General features: G+C 71.5%; 15 protein-coding genes. 6 read left to right on the top strand and 9 right to left on the bottom strand.

Going from position 1 to position 16,682, the window contains the following annotated elements:
* Nucleotides 1-49 precede the first annotated feature (49 nt).
* Genes IEV64_RS17235 through IEV64_RS17245 form a run of 3 tightly spaced genes read right to left on the bottom strand, consistent with a single transcriptional unit; the run spans nt 50 to nt 4,289 of the window.
* On the bottom strand, nt 50-2,302 hold the full coding sequence (locus tag IEV64_RS17235; RefSeq protein ID WP_188424675.1) for a transglutaminase TgpA family protein: 2,253 nt from the start codon (nt 2,300-2,302) through the stop codon (nt 50-52).
* Complete coding sequence (locus IEV64_RS17240) at nt 2,299-3,327, bottom strand: DUF58 domain-containing protein (protein WP_188424677.1); 1,029 nt, start codon at nt 3,325-3,327, stop codon at nt 2,299-2,301. Before IEV64_RS17240 ends, IEV64_RS17235 begins: the two co-directional genes overlap by 4 nt.
* Before the next feature lie 5 nt (nt 3,328-3,332).
* Nucleotides 3,333-4,289, bottom strand: a complete 957-nt coding sequence (locus IEV64_RS17245; RefSeq protein WP_007276114.1) for an AAA family ATPase — start codon at nt 4,287-4,289, stop codon at nt 3,333-3,335.
* 205 nt (nt 4,290-4,494) lie between these two features.
* Here IEV64_RS17245 and mutS point away from each other — a divergent pair, with 205 nt between their 5' ends.
* Nucleotides 4,495-7,281 carry a DNA mismatch repair protein MutS gene (mutS, locus tag IEV64_RS17250; RefSeq protein WP_188424679.1) on the top strand — a complete coding sequence of 929 codons (2,787 nt, stop codon included), beginning with the start codon at nt 4,495-4,497 and terminating at the stop codon, nt 7,279-7,281.
* Complete coding sequence (mutL, locus tag IEV64_RS17255) at nt 7,278-8,969, top strand: DNA mismatch repair endonuclease MutL (protein ID WP_188424681.1); 1,692 nt, start codon at nt 7,278-7,280, stop codon at nt 8,967-8,969. The genes mutS and mutL overlap by 4 nt, the downstream gene beginning before the upstream one ends.
* A gap of 112 nt (nt 8,970-9,081) precedes the next feature.
* Here mutL and IEV64_RS17260 read toward each other — a convergent pair whose 3' ends face one another.
* Nucleotides 9,082-9,324: a DUF7573 domain-containing protein gene (locus IEV64_RS17260; protein ID WP_007276117.1), complete on the bottom strand. Its 243-nt coding sequence runs from the start codon at nt 9,322-9,324 to the stop codon at nt 9,082-9,084.
* Between the two features lie 139 nt (nt 9,325-9,463).
* Here IEV64_RS17260 and IEV64_RS17265 point away from each other — a divergent pair, with 139 nt between their 5' ends.
* Nucleotides 9,464-9,700 carry a DUF8024 family protein gene (locus tag IEV64_RS17265; RefSeq protein WP_007276118.1) on the top strand — a complete coding sequence of 79 codons (237 nt, stop codon included), beginning with the start codon at nt 9,464-9,466 and terminating at the stop codon, nt 9,698-9,700.
* Here IEV64_RS17265 and IEV64_RS17270 read toward each other — a convergent pair.
* The 3 genes from IEV64_RS17270 to IEV64_RS17280 all read right to left on the bottom strand — a co-directional run bounded on the left by IEV64_RS17270 (nt 9,654) and on the right by IEV64_RS17280 (nt 12,058).
* Nucleotides 9,654-10,640 carry a 5,10-methylenetetrahydromethanopterin reductase gene (locus IEV64_RS17270; RefSeq protein WP_188424684.1) on the bottom strand — a complete coding sequence of 329 codons (987 nt, stop codon included), beginning with the start codon at nt 10,638-10,640 and terminating at the stop codon, nt 9,654-9,656. The genes IEV64_RS17265 and IEV64_RS17270 overlap by 47 nt on opposite strands.
* Before the next feature lie 41 nt (nt 10,641-10,681).
* Nucleotides 10,682-11,437 (bottom strand): coenzyme F420-0:L-glutamate ligase, encoded by a 756-nt coding sequence (locus IEV64_RS17275; RefSeq protein WP_007276120.1) that lies wholly within the window; start codon nt 11,435-11,437, stop codon nt 10,682-10,684.
* 126 nt (nt 11,438-11,563) lie between these two features.
* Nucleotides 11,564-12,058, bottom strand: coding sequence for a metallophosphoesterase family protein (locus IEV64_RS17280; RefSeq protein ID WP_007276121.1), 495 nt, complete (start codon nt 12,056-12,058; stop codon nt 11,564-11,566).
* A gap of 60 nt (nt 12,059-12,118) precedes the next feature.
* Between IEV64_RS17280 and IEV64_RS17285 the strand changes: the two genes are divergently transcribed.
* From IEV64_RS17285 to ddh, 3 genes are all read left to right on the top strand, one after another.
* Nucleotides 12,119-13,360 (top strand): eIF2B alpha/beta/delta subunit family protein, encoded by a 1,242-nt coding sequence (locus IEV64_RS17285; protein ID WP_188424686.1) that lies wholly within the window; start codon nt 12,119-12,121, stop codon nt 13,358-13,360.
* 284 nt (nt 13,361-13,644) lie between these two features.
* Entirely contained in the window at nt 13,645-14,145 is a 501-nt protein-coding gene (locus IEV64_RS17290; RefSeq protein ID WP_188424687.1) for a DUF3179 domain-containing (seleno)protein, read from the top strand.
* 87 nt (nt 14,146-14,232) lie between these two features.
* Nucleotides 14,233-15,159: a D-2-hydroxyacid dehydrogenase gene (ddh, locus tag IEV64_RS17295; RefSeq protein ID WP_188424787.1), complete on the top strand. Its 927-nt coding sequence runs from the start codon at nt 14,233-14,235 to the stop codon at nt 15,157-15,159.
* A 36-nt stretch (nt 15,160-15,195) separates the two neighbouring features.
* Here ddh and engB read toward each other — a convergent pair whose 3' ends face one another.
* On the bottom strand, nt 15,196-15,813 hold the full coding sequence (gene engB / locus IEV64_RS17300; RefSeq protein WP_188424688.1) for a GTP-binding protein EngB: 618 nt from the start codon (nt 15,811-15,813) through the stop codon (nt 15,196-15,198).
* 139 nt (nt 15,814-15,952) lie between these two features.
* Complete coding sequence (locus IEV64_RS17305; RefSeq protein WP_229722721.1) at nt 15,953-16,387, bottom strand: DUF7344 domain-containing protein; 435 nt, start codon at nt 16,385-16,387, stop codon at nt 15,953-15,955.
* Nucleotides 16,388-16,682 lie beyond the last annotated feature (295 nt).

Below are 16,682 nucleotides of genomic sequence, written 5' to 3' on the forward strand. Positions count from 1 at the left end.
CCCGTTCGTGCGAGCGCACGTAGAAAAAGTGACGCGGTTCTTCGCGCTCTCAGTCCGTCCAGCGTCTGACGAGCGGCAGACGGGCGCGGACGACGGCGTTCGCCGCGGCCACCGCCTCGTCGGCGTCGGCCCGGGTGACGCCGTCGCCGTACTTCGCGCGCTCGTAGAGTCTCCCGACCTGTCGGGTCCGCTCGTCCACGCCGACGCGAGAGAGCGAATCGAGGTAGGCTCTGACCGTCTCGCCGGGGCGACGCGGCCGGTACTCGCGTTCGAGGGCGAGCTCGAGCCGGTCGTACGCGCGGAACACATCGTCGGCCGGCGAGTCGGTGCGCCGCTGATACGCCGCGGTCGCAAACCGGAGGTGCGCCGGGAGTCGAGTCCGCCTGACGCCGGCCACGACGCCGAGGAGGCCGACGAGACCGACGAGAATCGTCTCCCGAGACGGCATCTCGGGGACGAGGCCGCCGCCCTCGTCGTCTTCGACCGCGCCGTCGCCCGTCGGCGTGACGCCGAGGCGCTCGTCGATGCTGGGGCCCGGCGGGCTACCGCCGGCGGGCGTCGCGTTCGTCTCGTTGTCGTCTTCGGTCGGCGTTTCGGTGTCGTTCGCGGTCGTCGTGGGCTGTTCTGTCTCGTTGGACTCGACGTTCGTCTCGTTGGTGTCGACGCCCGTCTGACCCTCGTCGCGGGCGTCGCTGAGCGTCGTCGACTCCGCGTCCTGCCGGGGACCGGCGGGCGTCGGGTCGAAGCGCACCCAGCCGGTGTCCTCGAAGTAGACCTCGACCCACGCGTGGGAGTCGAGGCCGCGGACGACGTAGCGGTCGCCGCCGACGCGCTCGCCGGTCGTGTAGCCGGTGACGAACCGCGCGGGGACGCCCTCCGAGCGGAGGAGAACCACCATCGTCGAGGCGTAGTAGGTGCAGTAGCCGGCGTCCATCTCGAAGAGGAACGACTCGGCGATGTCGCCGTCGGGTCGGGACACCCGAAGGGAGTACTCCTTGTTGGCTTCGAGCCACTCCTCGACCGCGACGGCCTTGTCGTAGGGCGTCTCCGCGTCGCCCGCTATCTCGGCGGCGCGGTCGCGGACGCGGTCGGACGTGCTGTCGGGGAGCGCGAGATACCGCTCGCGTATCTCGTCGGGGTAGTCGGTTCCGGTCCGCCGGAGCGACGCCGCGGTGTACTGCGGGACTTCGCTCGTGACGTTGTACGTCTCACCGATTTCGACGGCTCGGGCGGGGCGGAGGTTCCCCTGTTGGGTGACGAGCGTCTCGTTTTCGATGTCGCCGGAGACGGCGACGGGCCGCCACGCCGCGGGCATCGAATCGAGCGGCGTCGCCGGCGTGACGGTCTGACGGACCAGTCGCGAGGGACCCTCCGGGCCGGCCAACCGGCCGCCCTCGTAGTCGCTGGTGTCGCCGGTCCTGACCCAGCCGTCGCCGGTGTAGCGGTCGAACGTCGCCGTCTGCCAGTAGTCCGGCGACGTGCTCTGGACCTCGAAGCGGACCTGCGGCGAGAGGCTGATGCTCCCGACGACGGAGATGCGGTCGTCCGCGCTCACGAGGCTGGCCTCGACGGTCGGCTGTTCGGCCACGCCGCCGTCGGCGATGACCGGCGACCCGCCCGCGCCGGGGAGGACCGTGACGGTGGCCGACAGCACGACCATCGCGGCGAGGACGACCGTCAGCACGTCGAGCTGGCCGCCGGCGCTCCCGAAGCGGTCGATGCCGTCGAGGCCGACCGCGGCCATGCCCGCGCCGACGCCGAGGAGCGTGAGCGTCCCCGTGGCGTCGGTGGTGAGGACGAACAGGCCGAGGCCGCTCCCGGCGACCGCGACGGCCGGCGCGATTCGCCCGCGGACCGCGAGATACCACGCGAGGAACACCGGCCCGGGCGTCACCGCGAGCGCCCACACGTCGGCCGACAGGAGCCGGAGCGCCGAGAGGCCGCTGAGGAGCGCGAACGTGTCGGCCAAGAGGCGCTCCGGCGAGAGCAACGCGACCTGGCTCTCGGGGAGCGCGAGGAAGTACGCCGCGAAGCCGCCGCCGGCGATGAGAACCGCGAGGCCGAGCGCGTATCTGGGGCGGAGCGTCCACCCCACGACGGTGGCGAGGGCGAGCGTCCCCGCCGCGAGGAGGACGAACTGGTCGCGGCGACCCACGACGTTCGTGATGTCGTAGACGACCGCGAGGAACGCGCCGATGAGGACCAGCGAGGCCGCCGCCGCGAGGAAGCCCGCGGGGACGCCGAAGACTGTGTTCGTCGAGCCGGCCGAATCAGCCGACGCCGACTCGCCGGCGACCGTCACGCCGACACCCCCGAGTCGGCACCGCGGCCCCCGGCGGGACTCGCCGGGTTCGGGGTCGAGCCACCCGCGGCGTCGCCGTCGGCGCGCAGGCGGTCGAACGTGGTCTCGCGGCCGCCGAGCGCGACGCGCGTCTTCCCGGCGTCGCCGTTGACGACGACCTCGGCGGTCTCGTCGGGGACCGACCCCGGACGGAGCCGCGAGAGGTGGCCGAGGACGCGCCGTCGGTCGCCCGGCGTCGCCTCGACGACCCCGGCGGGCGAGGTGAGGTTGACCGGAACGCCGGCGTCGAGGAGCGCACAGCAGAGCGTCGCGGCCGCCTCCGCCGCGTCGTCCTCGTGGCCGTCGGTCGCGCCGACCGAGACGCGCACCGCGTCGGCCGTGACCCGGTCGTCGTAGGCCTTCACCACGAGGTCGCCGGACTTGGCGCTCGACTTCCAGTGGATGTCGCGGAGCGGGTCGCCGGGGACGTACTCGCGCAGGCGGTCGAACTCGGCGCGCTCGTCGGTTCGCCCCGCGTCGGCGAGCGCCGAGAGGTCGCGGCGGGCCGCCACGCCGAGCGACCGAACTCGCGGGAAGACGAGCACCTCGGTCGTCCCGCCGGCGGCGAACGACTTCGAGAACAGGCCGAGGATGTCGCGGGCGACGACGGTCGCCGGGCCGAGCGTCGCCGGGCCGCGGCCGCGGTAGGTCACCTCGTAGTCGACGCGGCCGTCGCCGACGACCGAGTCGACCGCGGTGTCGCCGTCGAGCCCCGGCGAGAGGGCGTCGGCGACGGTGGCCGGAAACGGCCTGTCGGCGTCGATATCGAGCGAGACGGTGCGCGTCTCGCCGGGGAAGCCGTCGTCGGGCGCGACGCGCTCGGCTCGGGGCGGCGAGACGCGCCAGACCTGCACCGCGCCGACGACGAGGCCGACGGCGACCGGGACGACGACGGCGTTGAGCGCCCGCGGGCCGTAGGCGACGGCGTTGGCGACGCCGACGACCACGACCGCGACGGCGACCCAGCCGCGGAGCGTGAGCCTCATCGGTCTCACTCGACCGCGACGGTGTCGAGCGCCCGCTCGACCACGTCGCGGCCGGAGCGCTCGTCGGTCGTCCGAACGCGGTGGGCCCAGACGCTCCGCACCTCGCGTTGCACGTCGTCGGGGACGACGTAGTCGCGGGCGTCGAGAGCGGCGCGGGCCTGCGCGGCGCGGACGAGCGCGATGGAGCCGCGGGGGCTCACGCCGAGGTCGGCGCGCGCTCTGGTGTCGGCCGCGAGCCGAGAGACGTAGCGGCGGACCGGCTCGCTCACCGTCACGTCGAGGATGCGCTCGCGGGCGTCGCGCACGTCGCCGGCCGACGCGACCGGTTCGAGCGACTCGATGGGGTGGTGGCCGGAGACGCGGCCGAGCAGTTCCGTCTCCTCGGCCTCGTTCGGGTAGCCGAGGTGAATCTTCTTCATGAACCGGTCGAGTTCGGCCAGCGGGAGGTCGTACGTCCGGTCGGGCTCCACGTCGTTCTGCGTGGCGATGACGGTGAAGGGGTCGGGGACGCGGCGGGTGACGCCGTCGACGGTCACCTGGAGCTCCTCCATGACTTCGAGGAGCGCGGCCTGCGTCTTCGGCGGCGCGCGGTTTATCTCGTCGCCGAGGACGACGTTCCCGAACACCGGTCCCTCGCGGAACTCGAACTCGCTGGTCTGTTGGTTGAACACGTTCACGCCCGTCACGTCCGACGGGAGGAGGTCGGGCGTGAACTGGATGCGCTCGAACGAGCCCTCTATCGAGGTGGCGATGGCGCGGGCGAGCATCGTCTTGCCGACGCCCGGCACGTCCTCCAACAGGAGGTGCCCGCGGGCGAACAGCGCCACGATGATGTCTTCGATGGCGTCGTGGTGGCCGACGATGACCCGTTCGACGTTCTCGGAGATTCGTGTCGCGAGGTCCGACACCGCCTCGACCGAGGGCGCGGAGTCGAAGTCGGCGTCTGCATGTGCATCAGTCATTGATATCCCGGATGCCCCGCCGACCGTCCGCACCGCCGACGGGTCTCTGCGTGTTAGTATTGCCTCGGTCTACCTAACCTTGCTGGGTGTCCACATTGGCCTTGCGTGTCTCCCGCACGCCTCAGTCGCGGGCGGCGGTTCGCGCGGACGGCGGCGACCGGGCCGTTCCCGGGCGTTTTTATCGCTCGGCGACCCGGGTGTGAGTATGAACGCGGACGCCCAGCGGGAGGCGGTGTACGGCGCGCCGCCGGAGATGCTGGAAGCCCGAGACGACCTGACGCCGATGCTCTCGCAGTACGCCGAGCTCTGTGCGGAACACGACGACGCAGTCGTGCTGTTTCAGGTCGGCGACTTCTACGAGGCGTTCTGCGGCGCGGCGGAGGCCGTCGCCCGCACCTGCGAGGTGGCGCTGACCCAGCGCGAGGACTCCACCGGGACGTGGCCGATGGCGGGCATCCCCATCGACAACGCCGCGGGCTACCTCGAACGCCTGCTCGACGCCGGCTACCGGGTCGCGCTCGCGGAGCAGGTCGAAGACGCCGAGGAGGCGTCCGGCCTCGTCGACCGCGCGGTCACCCAGCTCATCACGCCCGGCACCGTCGTCGACGAGGAACTGCTCGACGCCGGCCGCGCGACCTATCTCGGCGCGGTCGCCCGGGGCGGGGGCGACGGCGAGAGCCACGACAGCGACGCCGACGCAGACACCTACGGCCTCGCCGTCGTGGACGTCTCGACCGGCGAGTGCCTCGTCACCGGGGCCGACCGCGCGCTGGCGCTCGAAGAACTGGAGCGCCTCGCGCCCGCCGAACTCGTCGTCGGTCCCGACTGTGACCTCCCGGACCTGTCGTTCGACCCGATGGAGACGCCGTTCGAACCGGCGGCGTTCGACGCCGACGCGGCCCGCGAGACGCTGTCGGCCTACGCCCCCCGGCCGGACGCCGTGGTCGAGTCGGACGCCGAACTCCGGGCGGTCGGCGCGGCGCTCGCCTACGCCGAGTACGCACAGGGCGACTCGAAGCTTGCGTACGTCACCCGCGTCACGCGGTTCGACCCCCGCGAGTTCCTCCAGCTCGACGCGACCGCCATCAGAAGCCTCGAACTGTTCGAGTCGCGGAGCGCCCGCGCCGGGAGCACGCTGTTTTCGGTGCTCGACGAGACGGCCTGTGCGCTCGGTCGCCGCCGGCTTGAGGCGTGGCTCCGCCGCCCGCTCGTCGACCGCGACCGAATCGAGGCGCGACTGGACGCCGTGGACGCCCTCTGCGACGACGCGCTGGCCCGCGCCGACCTCCGAGACCACCTCTCGTCGGTGTACGACCTCGAACGACTGGTCGCCCGCGTCTCCCGCGAGCGCGCCGACGCCCGCGACCTGCGCTCGCTGAAGACGACGCTCGACCGCGTTCCGGAGATTCGCGAGGCGCTCGCCGGAACCGATTCCGACCTCCTCGCGGACCTGCGCGACTCGCTGGACGAACTCGAAGACGTGCGCGACCTCGTCGGCGACGCGGTCGTCTCCGACCCGCCGCAGGAGATTACCGAGGGCGGCGTCATCGCCGACGGTTTCGACGCCGAGCTGGACGAGGTCCGCGGCACCGCCGAGGCGGGCCGCGAGTGGGTGTCGAACCTCGAAGCCCGCGAGCAGGAGCGCACCGGCATCGACTCGCTTGAGGTCGGCTACAATCAGGTCCACGGCTACTACATCGAGGTGACGAACCCGAACCTCGACCGCGTCCCCGACGACTACCAGCGCCGACAGACGCTGAAGAACTCAGAGCGGTTCTACACGCCCGAACTGAAGGAGCGCGAAGACGAGATTCTCCGCGCCTCGGACCGCGCCGACGCGCTCGAATACGACCTGTTCTGCGAGGTGCGCGCCGACGTGGCGACCGAGTCCGCCCGGATTCAGGCCGTCGCCGACGCCCTCGCCGACCTCGACGTGCTCCGGACGCTCGCGGACGTGGCGGTGGCGAACGACTACGCCCGCCCCGGGTTCCACGCGGACGCCGCCTCCCCGGTCAGCTCGACCGACGAAGCCGGGGCGACCGGCGAGGCCGGCGGCATCCACATCGACGCCGGCAGACACCCCGTCGTCGAGCGCGCACAGGACGAGTTCGTCCCGAACCCCGCGGCCCTCCCGCGGGGGAGCGTCGCGCTCGTCACCGGTCCCAACATGTCCGGGAAATCGACGTACATGCGGCAGGTCGCGCTCGTCTGCGTCCTCGCGCAGGTCGGTGGCTTCGTCCCCGCGAAGTCGGCGGAGTTGCCGGTCCTCGACCGCGTGTTCACCCGCATCGGCGCGTCCGACGACATCGCGGGCGGCCAGTCCACGTTCATGCGCGAGATGAGCGAACTGACCGAAATCCTCCACAACGCCACCGGCGACTCGCTCGTCCTCCTCGACGAGGTCGGCCGCGGCACCTCCACCGCCGACGGCCTCGCCATCGCCCGCGCGGCCACCGAGTTCCTCCACGACGAGGTCGGCGCGACGACGCTGTTTGCGACCCACTACCACGACCTCACCGACGCGGCCGACGACCGCGAGGGCGTGTTCAACCTCCACTTCACCGCGGCGCGGCGCGACGGCGAGGTCACGTTCCTCCACAGCGTCGCCGACGGCCCCTCCTCGTCGTCCTACGGGGTCGAAGTGGCGCAGTTGGCCGGCGTGCCGGCCAGCGTGGTCGGGCGGGCGCGGAACCTCGTGGACGAAACCGAGACCGACGCCGAGAGTGCGGCCGACTCCGGAGGAGGCGGCGTCGCCGCCGCGGCGAACGGCGAGGTCGACGAGGCCGCCGAAGACGGCACGCTCGCCGCCTACGTCGATGGGTTGGAGAACGGTCACAGTCAGACGGAGACCCCGAGCCGAGCGACCTCGACCGCCGAACCGAACCCCGAACTCGAAGCCGTCGCCGAGGCGCTCCGCGAGGCCGACCTCGTGGACACCACGCCGCTGGAGGCGCTGAACCTCCTGTCGGAGCTCAAAGGAAGACTCGAATGATTCGCCGACTCGACCCGGAGACGCGCTCGAAAATCGCCGCCGGCGAGGTCGTCGCCCGCCCCGCGAGCGTCGTGGTCGAACTGGTCGAAAACGCCCTCGACGCCGGCGCGGAGACCGTCGAGATCGAGGTCGACGGCGACGGGACCGACCGAACCCGCGTCGCCGACGACGGCCGCGGAATGGCCGAATCGGACGCCGCGCTCGCGGTCGAGCGACACGCGACGAGCAAGCTTTCTACGGCCGACGACCTCGAAACCGTCGAGACGCTCGGCTTCCGGGGCGAGGCGCTCCCGAGCATCGCCGCGGCCGCCACCCGACTCGAACTGACGACGAACGACGGCGGCCCGCGGGGGACGCGAGTCGTCGTCGAGGTCGGCGAGGCGGCGACGGACGGCGAGCGCGAGAAGGCCGTCTCGCCCGCGGGTCGGGCGCGCGGGACGACCGTCGAAGTGACCGACCTGTTTTCGGACCGCCCGGCGCGGAAGAAGTCGCTCGCGTCGCCGAAAGCCGAGTTCGCGCGTGTCTCGGCGGTCGTCACCCGCTACGCGCTCACGCGGCCGGACGTGCGGTTCGTCCTGCGGCACGACGGCCGCGAGACGCTCGCGACGCCCGGGACCGACCGCTTCTCGGACGCGCTCTTGGCGGTGTACGGCCGCGACGCCGCGAGCCACGCCTCGACGTTCGACGCGTCGCGAGAGGTCTCGGCGGCCGGCGAGACGGCCACGGTCGAAGTCGACGGCGCGCTCTGTCACCCGGAGGTGACGCGCTCCCGGCGCGACCACGTCCACGTCGCGGTCAACGGCCGCGCCCTCGCCGAACCGCGACTCCGCCGGGCGGTCGCCGACGGCTACGGGACGCTCCTGCCCGACGGGCGCGAACCGGTCGGCGTGGTCAGCGTCCGCCTCCCGCCCGCGTGGGTCGACCACAACGTCCACCCCGCGAAGGACGAGGTGGGCTTCAGAGACGCCGACGCGGTCGCCGAGGCGATCGAGGCGAGCGTCCGCGACGCGCTGTCGACGGCCGACCTCCGGCGGAGCGGCGAGGTGGCGATGGACCTCGATAGCTCGCTCGCGCCCGTCGAGGCCGCGTCGGTGTTCGACGACCTCCGCGTCATCGGTCGGTTCCGCGGCCTGTACCTGCTCTGTGAGGCCGGCGACGAACTCCTCGTCGTCGACCAGCACGCGGCCCACGAGCGCATCAACTACGAGCGACTCCGCGAGGCCGTCGAATCGGCGGGCGTCGAATCGGTCGCCGTCGACCCGCCCGCGACCGTCTCGCTGTCGCCGACCGACGCGGCGCTCCTCGACGCGAACCGCGACCTCGTCGAGGGACTGGGATTCCGCGTCGCCGAGTTCGGCGACGGGGACGGGGCCGGAACGTACCGCGTCGAAGCGGTCCCGGCACCGCTGGGCCGACCGTTCGCCCCGGACGCGCTCGCGGACGTGGTGGCCGACGTTGCTTCGGGCGACGACACCGACCCGCGGGCCGAACTGCTGAGAGACCTCGCGTGCCACCCGTCGATTAAAGCCGGCGACGACCTCACCGACGACGAGGCCGCGCGGGTAGTCGAGCGACTCGGGTCGTGCGAGACGCCCTACACCTGCCCGCACGGCCGACCCACGGTGCTCTCTATCGACGAGAAGACGTTCGTCCGCGGGTTCGGCCGGCGAAGTGGCCGGCTCGGATAGGGGCTCGACGAGAGCAACGTTGCCGAGCCACCCCGACGCAGTCGTTCGAAGTGGCGCGATGGCTCGGACAGGGATAGATACCGAATAGTTACAGGGGTGGCTTGGCCGGCCGCTACCAGTCCTTGCAGTCGAGACAGACGTACTCGTCGCCGTCGAGCCACCGCTTTTGCACTGACTCGCCGCACTGTGGGCACGCCGCGGGTTCGGGCGTCCATCGGTAGGTGGCGAGCGTGCTCACGTCGCGGGAATCGGCCTCGACGGAATCGGTGGCGTCGGCGGGTTCGTCGGCGCTGGGCGGGGTGTCGACGGGTTCGTCGCCGCCGGCGGCGAAGTCGTCGAGCGAGCGGTTCGGCATGACTCAGCGTCCGTGGGCGCGGTCCTTATCGGTGCCGACCGAGGCGCCACGGAGAGGGGGACCTCGTCCGTCGCCCGCGTCGGGGTGCGCGCCGTGCGAAACCCACACAATCAATACCCCCGAATCCCGAGAGTCGCGCATGGCAACACTCACGGACTTCGTCATCGCGCTCCTCACGAGCGTCCTCGAACTGGTGGTGACCTTCGCCGACGTGGCGCTGAGCGACCCGCTTTCGACGGTGAGTTTCCTCTTCGGCAACGTCTTCATCCTCCTCGCCGTCGGCGCGTTCGCCTACGTCGTCCTCGGCGCAATCGGCGCGGAACTCGGGATTATCGGTGTCGGCTCGTCGAGCGGTAGGCCGCCGCGGCGAGAGTAATCGCTTCTTCGAGGTCGGGGCCGACCGGCGACCCGACCACGACGCCGTCCGCGTGTTCGAGCACCGCGTCCATCCGGTCGGCCACGTCGTCCGGCGTGCCGGCCATCGAGAAGGCGTCTATCATCGCCGGCGTGACGAGGCCGAACGCCTCGGAGAACGCGCCGGCCGAAATCTTCTCGCCGATGTCGCTCGCGCGGTCGGCGTCGATGCCGTGTCTGTCGAGGACCGGCGGGGCCGCCCCGGCGGTGATAAAGGCGACCGGCGGGCGGGCGGCCTCGCGGGCCGCGTCCGCGTCTTCCGAGACGGAGACGCTGGCGTAGGCCGCGAGCGTGAACTCGCCGCGCGAGTCGGGGCGGTCCTCGACGCCGATATCGACCTGTTCGCGCGCCCACGCGAGGTCGTCGGGGTGCGAGCCGTTGAACAGCAGGCCGTCGGCGTGCTTGCCGGCCATGCGGCACATGTGCGGGCCCTCGCCGCCGACGTACACCGGCACCTCGCCGGGCACGTCGAAGTTGAGACCGGCGTCGGTCGCCTCGAACGTGCCGTCGTGGCTGACGCGCTCGCCGTCCCAGAGCTTCTGTGCGACCTTGAACGCCTCCAGCACGGAGCGGAGGCCGCGCTCGTCTTCGAGACCGAGGTTGCGGAGCGTCGAGGGGTCGCCCGGACCGATACCGAGGAGGCCGCGGCCGCCCGAGGCCTCTGCGACGGTCGCCACCTTGCCGGCGAGCGTCACCGGGTGTAGCTCGTAGGGGTTGGCGACGCCGGGGCCGAGGCGGATGTCGTCGGTCTCGGCCGCGAGTCGCGCGAGGACCGCGAAGGGGTCGCGGTTGTTGTAGTGACACGAGACGAAACACGAGTCGTAGCCCTCGCGTTCCGCCTGCGTGCCCAGTTCGACGAGGTCGTCGACGGGGTGTTCCGGGGTGAGTTCGAGTCCGAGCATGGTGTGAGCGTGGTGTGAGCGTGAACTGGTGAAGCGAGTCGTCAGGGGTCGTAGCGCCACTCGCGGAGCGCCTGTCGCACGAAGTCGCCGTCGATGTCGCGGAAGTGGGCGTCGCTTTCGCCGTGGTCGCCCCACTCGAAGCCGCGGACGACGACGACGGGGGTGCCGCCGTCGCCCTCGCCCTGCACGAGGTTGGCGGCCGCGGCGAGCTCGTCCACGACGCTCTCGACGGTGACGCCGAGTTCGCGGCCGTCGCGGTCGGCCTCGCCGCGCCAGTCGCGAGAGGCGCTCAGCCCCGCCCAGCCGATGGCGACGCCGCGCTGACCGTGTCGAAACGGCCGGCCGCAGGTGTCGGTGACGACGACTCGGTCGGCGTCGATACCGGCGCGGATGCGCTCGGCCGACTCGCTGGGGCGCTTCGGGAGCAACAGCAGGTCGTGGTCGGGGACGTTCGAGCGGTCGATACCGGCGTTGACGCCGACGTGGCCGAACCGCGTCTCGGTCAGGAGGAACGGCTCGGACATGACGAGGTCGACGCTCTCTTCGAGGACCGCCTGCGCGAACCGCGGGTCCTTCTCGTCGCCGGTCAGTTCGGCGAGGCGGGCGGCGAGTTCGCGCGCCCGCGGGCCGGCCGGGAAGTCGTCGAGGTCGGCGAACCGCCCTTCGGCCTTCGAGACGACGGTGGAGGCGACGCAGACCACGTCGTCGGGCCGGAGGTCGACGCGCTCCGAGACGAGGGCGGCGAGGTCGTCGCCCTCGCGGACCTCGGGCACGTCGGGAACGGGAAACAGCTCCATACCGAGTCGGAAGGCGAGGGCGGTGAAAAACGACGGGATGCTGGCGAACCGGGCCGGTATCGCAGGCGGGCGGGGAGGGCCGGTTCGACGGCTGGCCGCTCCGCCCGGCGCGACGACGAACCGACCTCAGTCGTCGCGGACGACCTCGACCGACAGCGAGCCGTCGGCGACCGTGCCGACCATCATCGTCGCGTCGTCGCCCGGATTCGCCGCCGTCGCGGTGCCCGGATTGAGGACGCGGACGCCGTCGACCGTCTCGTCGACCACCTCGTGGATGTGGCCCGCGACGCCGACCGCGCCGTCGCCCGCGGCGTCCCTGACCGCGTCGGCGACGCGGGACTCGTAGCCCGTTCTCGTCCCCGTGCCGTGGGTGACGACGAACGTGAGGCCGTCGACCTCGACGACCTCGACGAACGGGAGGTCGATGGCCGGCGGGTCGATATTCCCGCGAACGCCGACGAACCGCGCCGAGAGGTCGCGGAGGCGGTCGAGCGTGTCCGGCGAGTCGAAGTCGCCCGCGTGAATCACGAGGTCGGCCTCGCGAACCCGGTCTTCGACCCAGCCCGGAATCCCGTCGGCCCGCCCCGGAACGTGCGTGTCGCTCAGGATAGCGAGTCGCATACCGACACCACGCGACCGGCCTGAATAGTCGTTTTGTCAGTGGCGGGCGTAAGTCAGGATATGCCACACGTCGTCACCGTCTTCCTCCGACACGGCGGCCGCGTCCTCCTCGCCCGGCGGAGCGAGGCGGTCGGAACGTATCAGGGTCGCTGGGCCGGCGTCTCCGGCTACGTCGAGGGCGACCCCGCCGACGCCGAGCGCGACGCCCGGCGCGAACTCGCCGAGGAGGTCGGCGTCCGCGAGGCCGACGCGGACCTCGTCCGCGCGGGAGCACCCCTCCCCGTTTCCGACGGGGGCCGCGAGTGGACCGTCCACCCGTTCCTGTTCGACGCGGGGAGCCGCGACGTCGACACCAACGAGGAACTCGCCGCGGTCGAGTGGGTCCACCCGACCGCGATTCGAAAGCGCGAGACGGTCCCCGGACTGTGGGCGGCCTACCGCCGGGTCGCGCCCGCGGTCGAGACCGTCGCCGGCGACGAGACCCACGGCTCGGCGTGGGTTTCGCTCCGGGCGCTGGAGGTCCTGCGCGACGCCGCCGCCGAGGCGGACTCGCGGGACGCAGTCGCGTCGGTCGCCCGGCGACTCCGCGACGCGCGCCCGACCATGGCCGCCGTCGAGAACCGCGTCAACCGCGTGATGGCCGAATCGGACTCCGAGCCCGAATCGGTTCGCCGCCGCGCCGAGGCGGCTATCGACGACGCGGCGGAAGCGGACGACGCGGCGGCCGCCTGCGCCGCCGAACTCGTCGGAGAACGCGGCTACGACCGACTCGCAACCCTCTCGCGGTCGGGGACGGTTCTCGCGGCGCTCGAAGCCACCGAGGCCGCCGACGCCGCCGTCCTCGTCGCCGAGTCTCGACCGGGCGGCGAGGGCGTCGGCGTCGCGGAGCGCCTCGCCCGCGACGGGCGAGACGTGACGCTGACCACCGACGCGGCGCTCCCCGGACTCGTCATGGCTGGGGAGGCCGCCGCCGTCCTCCTCGGAGCCGACTCCGTGCTCGCGTCCGGCGGCGTCGTCAACAAGGTCGGAAGCCTCCCCGTCGCGCTCGCGGCCGCCCGCGCCGGCGTGCCCGTCTTCGCCGTCTGCGCCCGCGACAAGGTTCGCGGCGACGACCGGTTCGTCGGCGAGAACGCGGGAGAACTGTACGACGGCGAGGCCGCGATAGGGACCGAAAACCCGATTTTCGAGGTCGTTCCCGCGGACCCGCTCTCGGGCGTCGTCACCGAGTCGGGCGTGCTGGACGCCGACGGAGTCGAGGCGGTCGCGGCCGAGCACGCCGCGTTGGCGTCGTGGGACGAGTGAGTCGGGAGCGTGGGGTTTCGGGGAACCGTCACTCCCGCCGCCCGGCGGGCGAAAAAGGTGGATTCTTGAGCGTCCGCCCCGGACTCCGACTCGGTGGCGATGACGAAGGTTACCCCCACTCAGCCCCTTGTGATGATAGATTTCACCCGAGCCACCAACTACTGACGACCCGGCGTCCGGTCCGACCGTATCTCACCCCACAGAGCGTCGCAAACGCCGAAATGGGGCATCGAACACCCCGAATTCGAGCTAGCTATTTCGCGTCAAACGACCAATATAGAGGTATGTACCGCCGCACGTTTCTCGGAGTCGCGAGCGGGGCGGCCGCCGGACTCGCGGGCTGTACCGAAGGGAGCGTGCGGCCGCCGAAGGCCGGGTTCCCCGCGCCGGGGAACCCCGACCCGATCGTCGCGCAGGGCTTCCCGCGGACGGTGTGTAGCGCGCCGCCGAACCCCGTCGACGGCGCGCCGACGACGTTCCTCGTCTCGGGGCAACTGTGGCAACCGCCGGCGACCCGCGGCTTCACGAGCGCCGCCGAGGGGCGGGTGTTCGGCGCGTCGGTCCTGACCGGCGACACCGAGCTCCGAAACGCCGCGAACCTCGTGCTCTACGACGAGGCGACCGGAAGCTACTGGAGCCAACTGCTGGCGACGGGCATCTGCGGGTCGCAGTCCGGCGAGGAGCTGGCGGTGCTCCCGTCGTCGGTGACGACGTGGGCCGAGTGGCGCGCCGACCAGCCAGCTACGGACGTGCTCCTGCCGCCGCCGTGGTCCGAGACGACGTAGGAACCAGGGGCAGACGCCGGACGCCCGAAACCGGCCACCCGCGCCGAAGGCGCAACTTCCTTCGTGAGCCGCCGCGACCCCTCGGCCATGCACATCGAACGCATCGCGGTCGACGAGTCGGTCGGGCGGACGATGCCGCCGGGACTGTTCGCCGAGGCGCTTTCGGGCCACGGCGTCCCCGTCGAGCGCGTCGGCGACGACGAGGAGTTCGGGCCGGGCGACGCGGTCGCCACGTTCGGCCACAGAGACGCCTTCGTCGACGCCGACTGGGTCCACTGCGTCCGCGCCGGCTACGACGAGTTCCCCGTCGCCGACTACGAGGCCGCCGGCACGGCGCTCACGAACAGCACCGGCGTCCACGGGACCACGGTCGGCGAGACGGTCGTCGCCTATATGCTGACGCTCGCCCGCCGCCTCCACGCCTACCGCGACGCCCAGCGCGACCGCGAGTGGAATCTCCCGCGCTACACGGAGCCGTTCACCCTCGACGGCGAGCGCGTCTGCGTCGTCGGCCTCGGCACGCTCGGACGGGGCGTCGTCAACCGCGCGGCCGCCCTCGGCATGGAGGTCGTCGGTGTCCGGCGCTCCGGCGACTCGGTCGAGAACGTCTCGACGGTGTTCACGCCCGACCGACTGCACGAGGCCGTCGCCGACGCCCGGTTCGTCGTGCTGGCGATGCCGCTGACCGAGGAGACGGAAGGCATGGTCGCCGCGCCGGCGTTCGAGGCGATGCGCGGGGACGCCTACCTCGTGAACGTCGCGCGCGGCCCCGTCGTCGACGAGGACGACCTCGTGGCGGCGCTCGATGCCGGCGACATCGCGGGCGCGGCGCTCGACGTGTTCGCCGAGGAACCGCTCCCCGCGGAGTCGCCGCTGTGGGACTTCGACGAGGTGCTCGTCACGCCGCACGTGAGCGCCGCGACGGGGAACTACCACGAGGACATCGCGGCGCTCGTGGGAGAGAACGTCGAGAAGATAGCCGCCGGCGACCCGCTCACGAACCGCGTGGCGTGAGGGTCGGCACGGAACACAGCACCGGCCGCGCCTCGCTCAGAGGAACTTGAACAGGTCGTCGCGGCTCTGTTCGTGGAGGTGCGACCGCAGGGCCTCTTCGAGGGCCGAGATGTCGCCGCGCTTGGCCGTGATGGGCGCGATGACGTTCCGCCACTGCTTCCACGGCGGGAACAGCCCGAGGCGGTCACAGAGGTCGTTCAGGCGCTCGTCGCGGTCGTCGACCTTGTCCATCTTGTTGACCGCGACCACGGTCGGGATGTCGAGTTCGTCGAGGAAGAAGAACATCTCCACGTCGTGGGGGATGGAGTCCTCGGTGGTGTGGCGGTCGATGATGTCGATGACGCTTTTCCCGTCGACGACGAGGACCGCCGCGAGGATGTCGTCGGCGTGTTCTTCGATGTACTGGACGACGTCGGTCTTGATTGCCTCGCGGGTGTCGCGGTCGACGCCGGACATGAAGCCGAACCCGGGCAGGTCGGTGAACATGAACTTCTCCGCGTTCCAGTCGAAGTGGTTGGGCTTGCGGGTGACGCCGGGCTTCTTGCCCGTCGTGAACTTGCTGTGACCCGTCAGCTCTCGCATCAGCGTCGACTTCCCCACGTTCGACCGCCCGACGAGGACGATTTCGTCGCGGTCCGGTCGGTCTTCGAACATACCGATGGTTCGCCACCGCGACGGATAAGGTGGGCGGAATGGGCTCACCGCCGGCGGCGTCACCGTCGAAAAGAATCACGTCTCCGGGCGAGTCGCCCCCACGGCGACTCGCCGACGACGCGTGAATGAAGCGGCCGCGTCAGTCACAGCCGCCGGCCGATAGCTCGCCCGCGCCCTCGTCGAGAAATCGCAACAGCGGCTCGATTTCGTCGAATCGAGGGCCGCAGGCGACGGAACCGCGACGACGGTTCCACTCGACGAAGCCCGCGTCGGCGAGCTTCGGCAGATGAACGTGGAACAGTTCCACCTTCAGCCGGTCGCGGTCGCGGCCGCCACCACCGGCCGCGTCCCGCGTTGCCGCGTCGAGGCGCGTGCGTCGCCGTCGGCGCAGGCCCATCAGCAACCGTCGCCGATGGACGTTTCCGAGAGCGTCGAACGCCTCGTCGAGTCGGGGAGACGTCGCGGCCACCATCAGCGCAACCCCCGTCGGGTCCCAACGGGCGTCGCGCGACGGGCGCGAGACGCCGAGGTAACGCGTCTCCCGCGAGTCGCCGAACGGTCGCGCTCCGGGCACCCGGCGCGCACCACCCGATACCGGTACCGTCGAGAGCGCGACCAGTCAATCACACGTCCGCACACCTCTGCGCCGTCGCGGCGCGTCTGGACGGCGTACGGCTGTCGATGTCTGTGTGTGTTCACAACTACGTCCCCCGAGAGTGCATAGCTATAGTAGAATCTGGAACTCTTTGCACCCTCTGACGACGTAACCTGCTGCTACCCATCGATTTTTACCCTTGCGTCAAGGGAGATGAGCAAATACTTCTGGAGATTACTATAGCAAGCCAGATTCTCTTTCTGCTTTCACAGTC

It is taken from the genome of Haloferax sulfurifontis, assembly GCF_014635105.1.
GTDB lineage: Archaea > Halobacteriota > Halobacteria > Halobacteriales > Haloferacaceae > Haloferax > Haloferax denitrificans.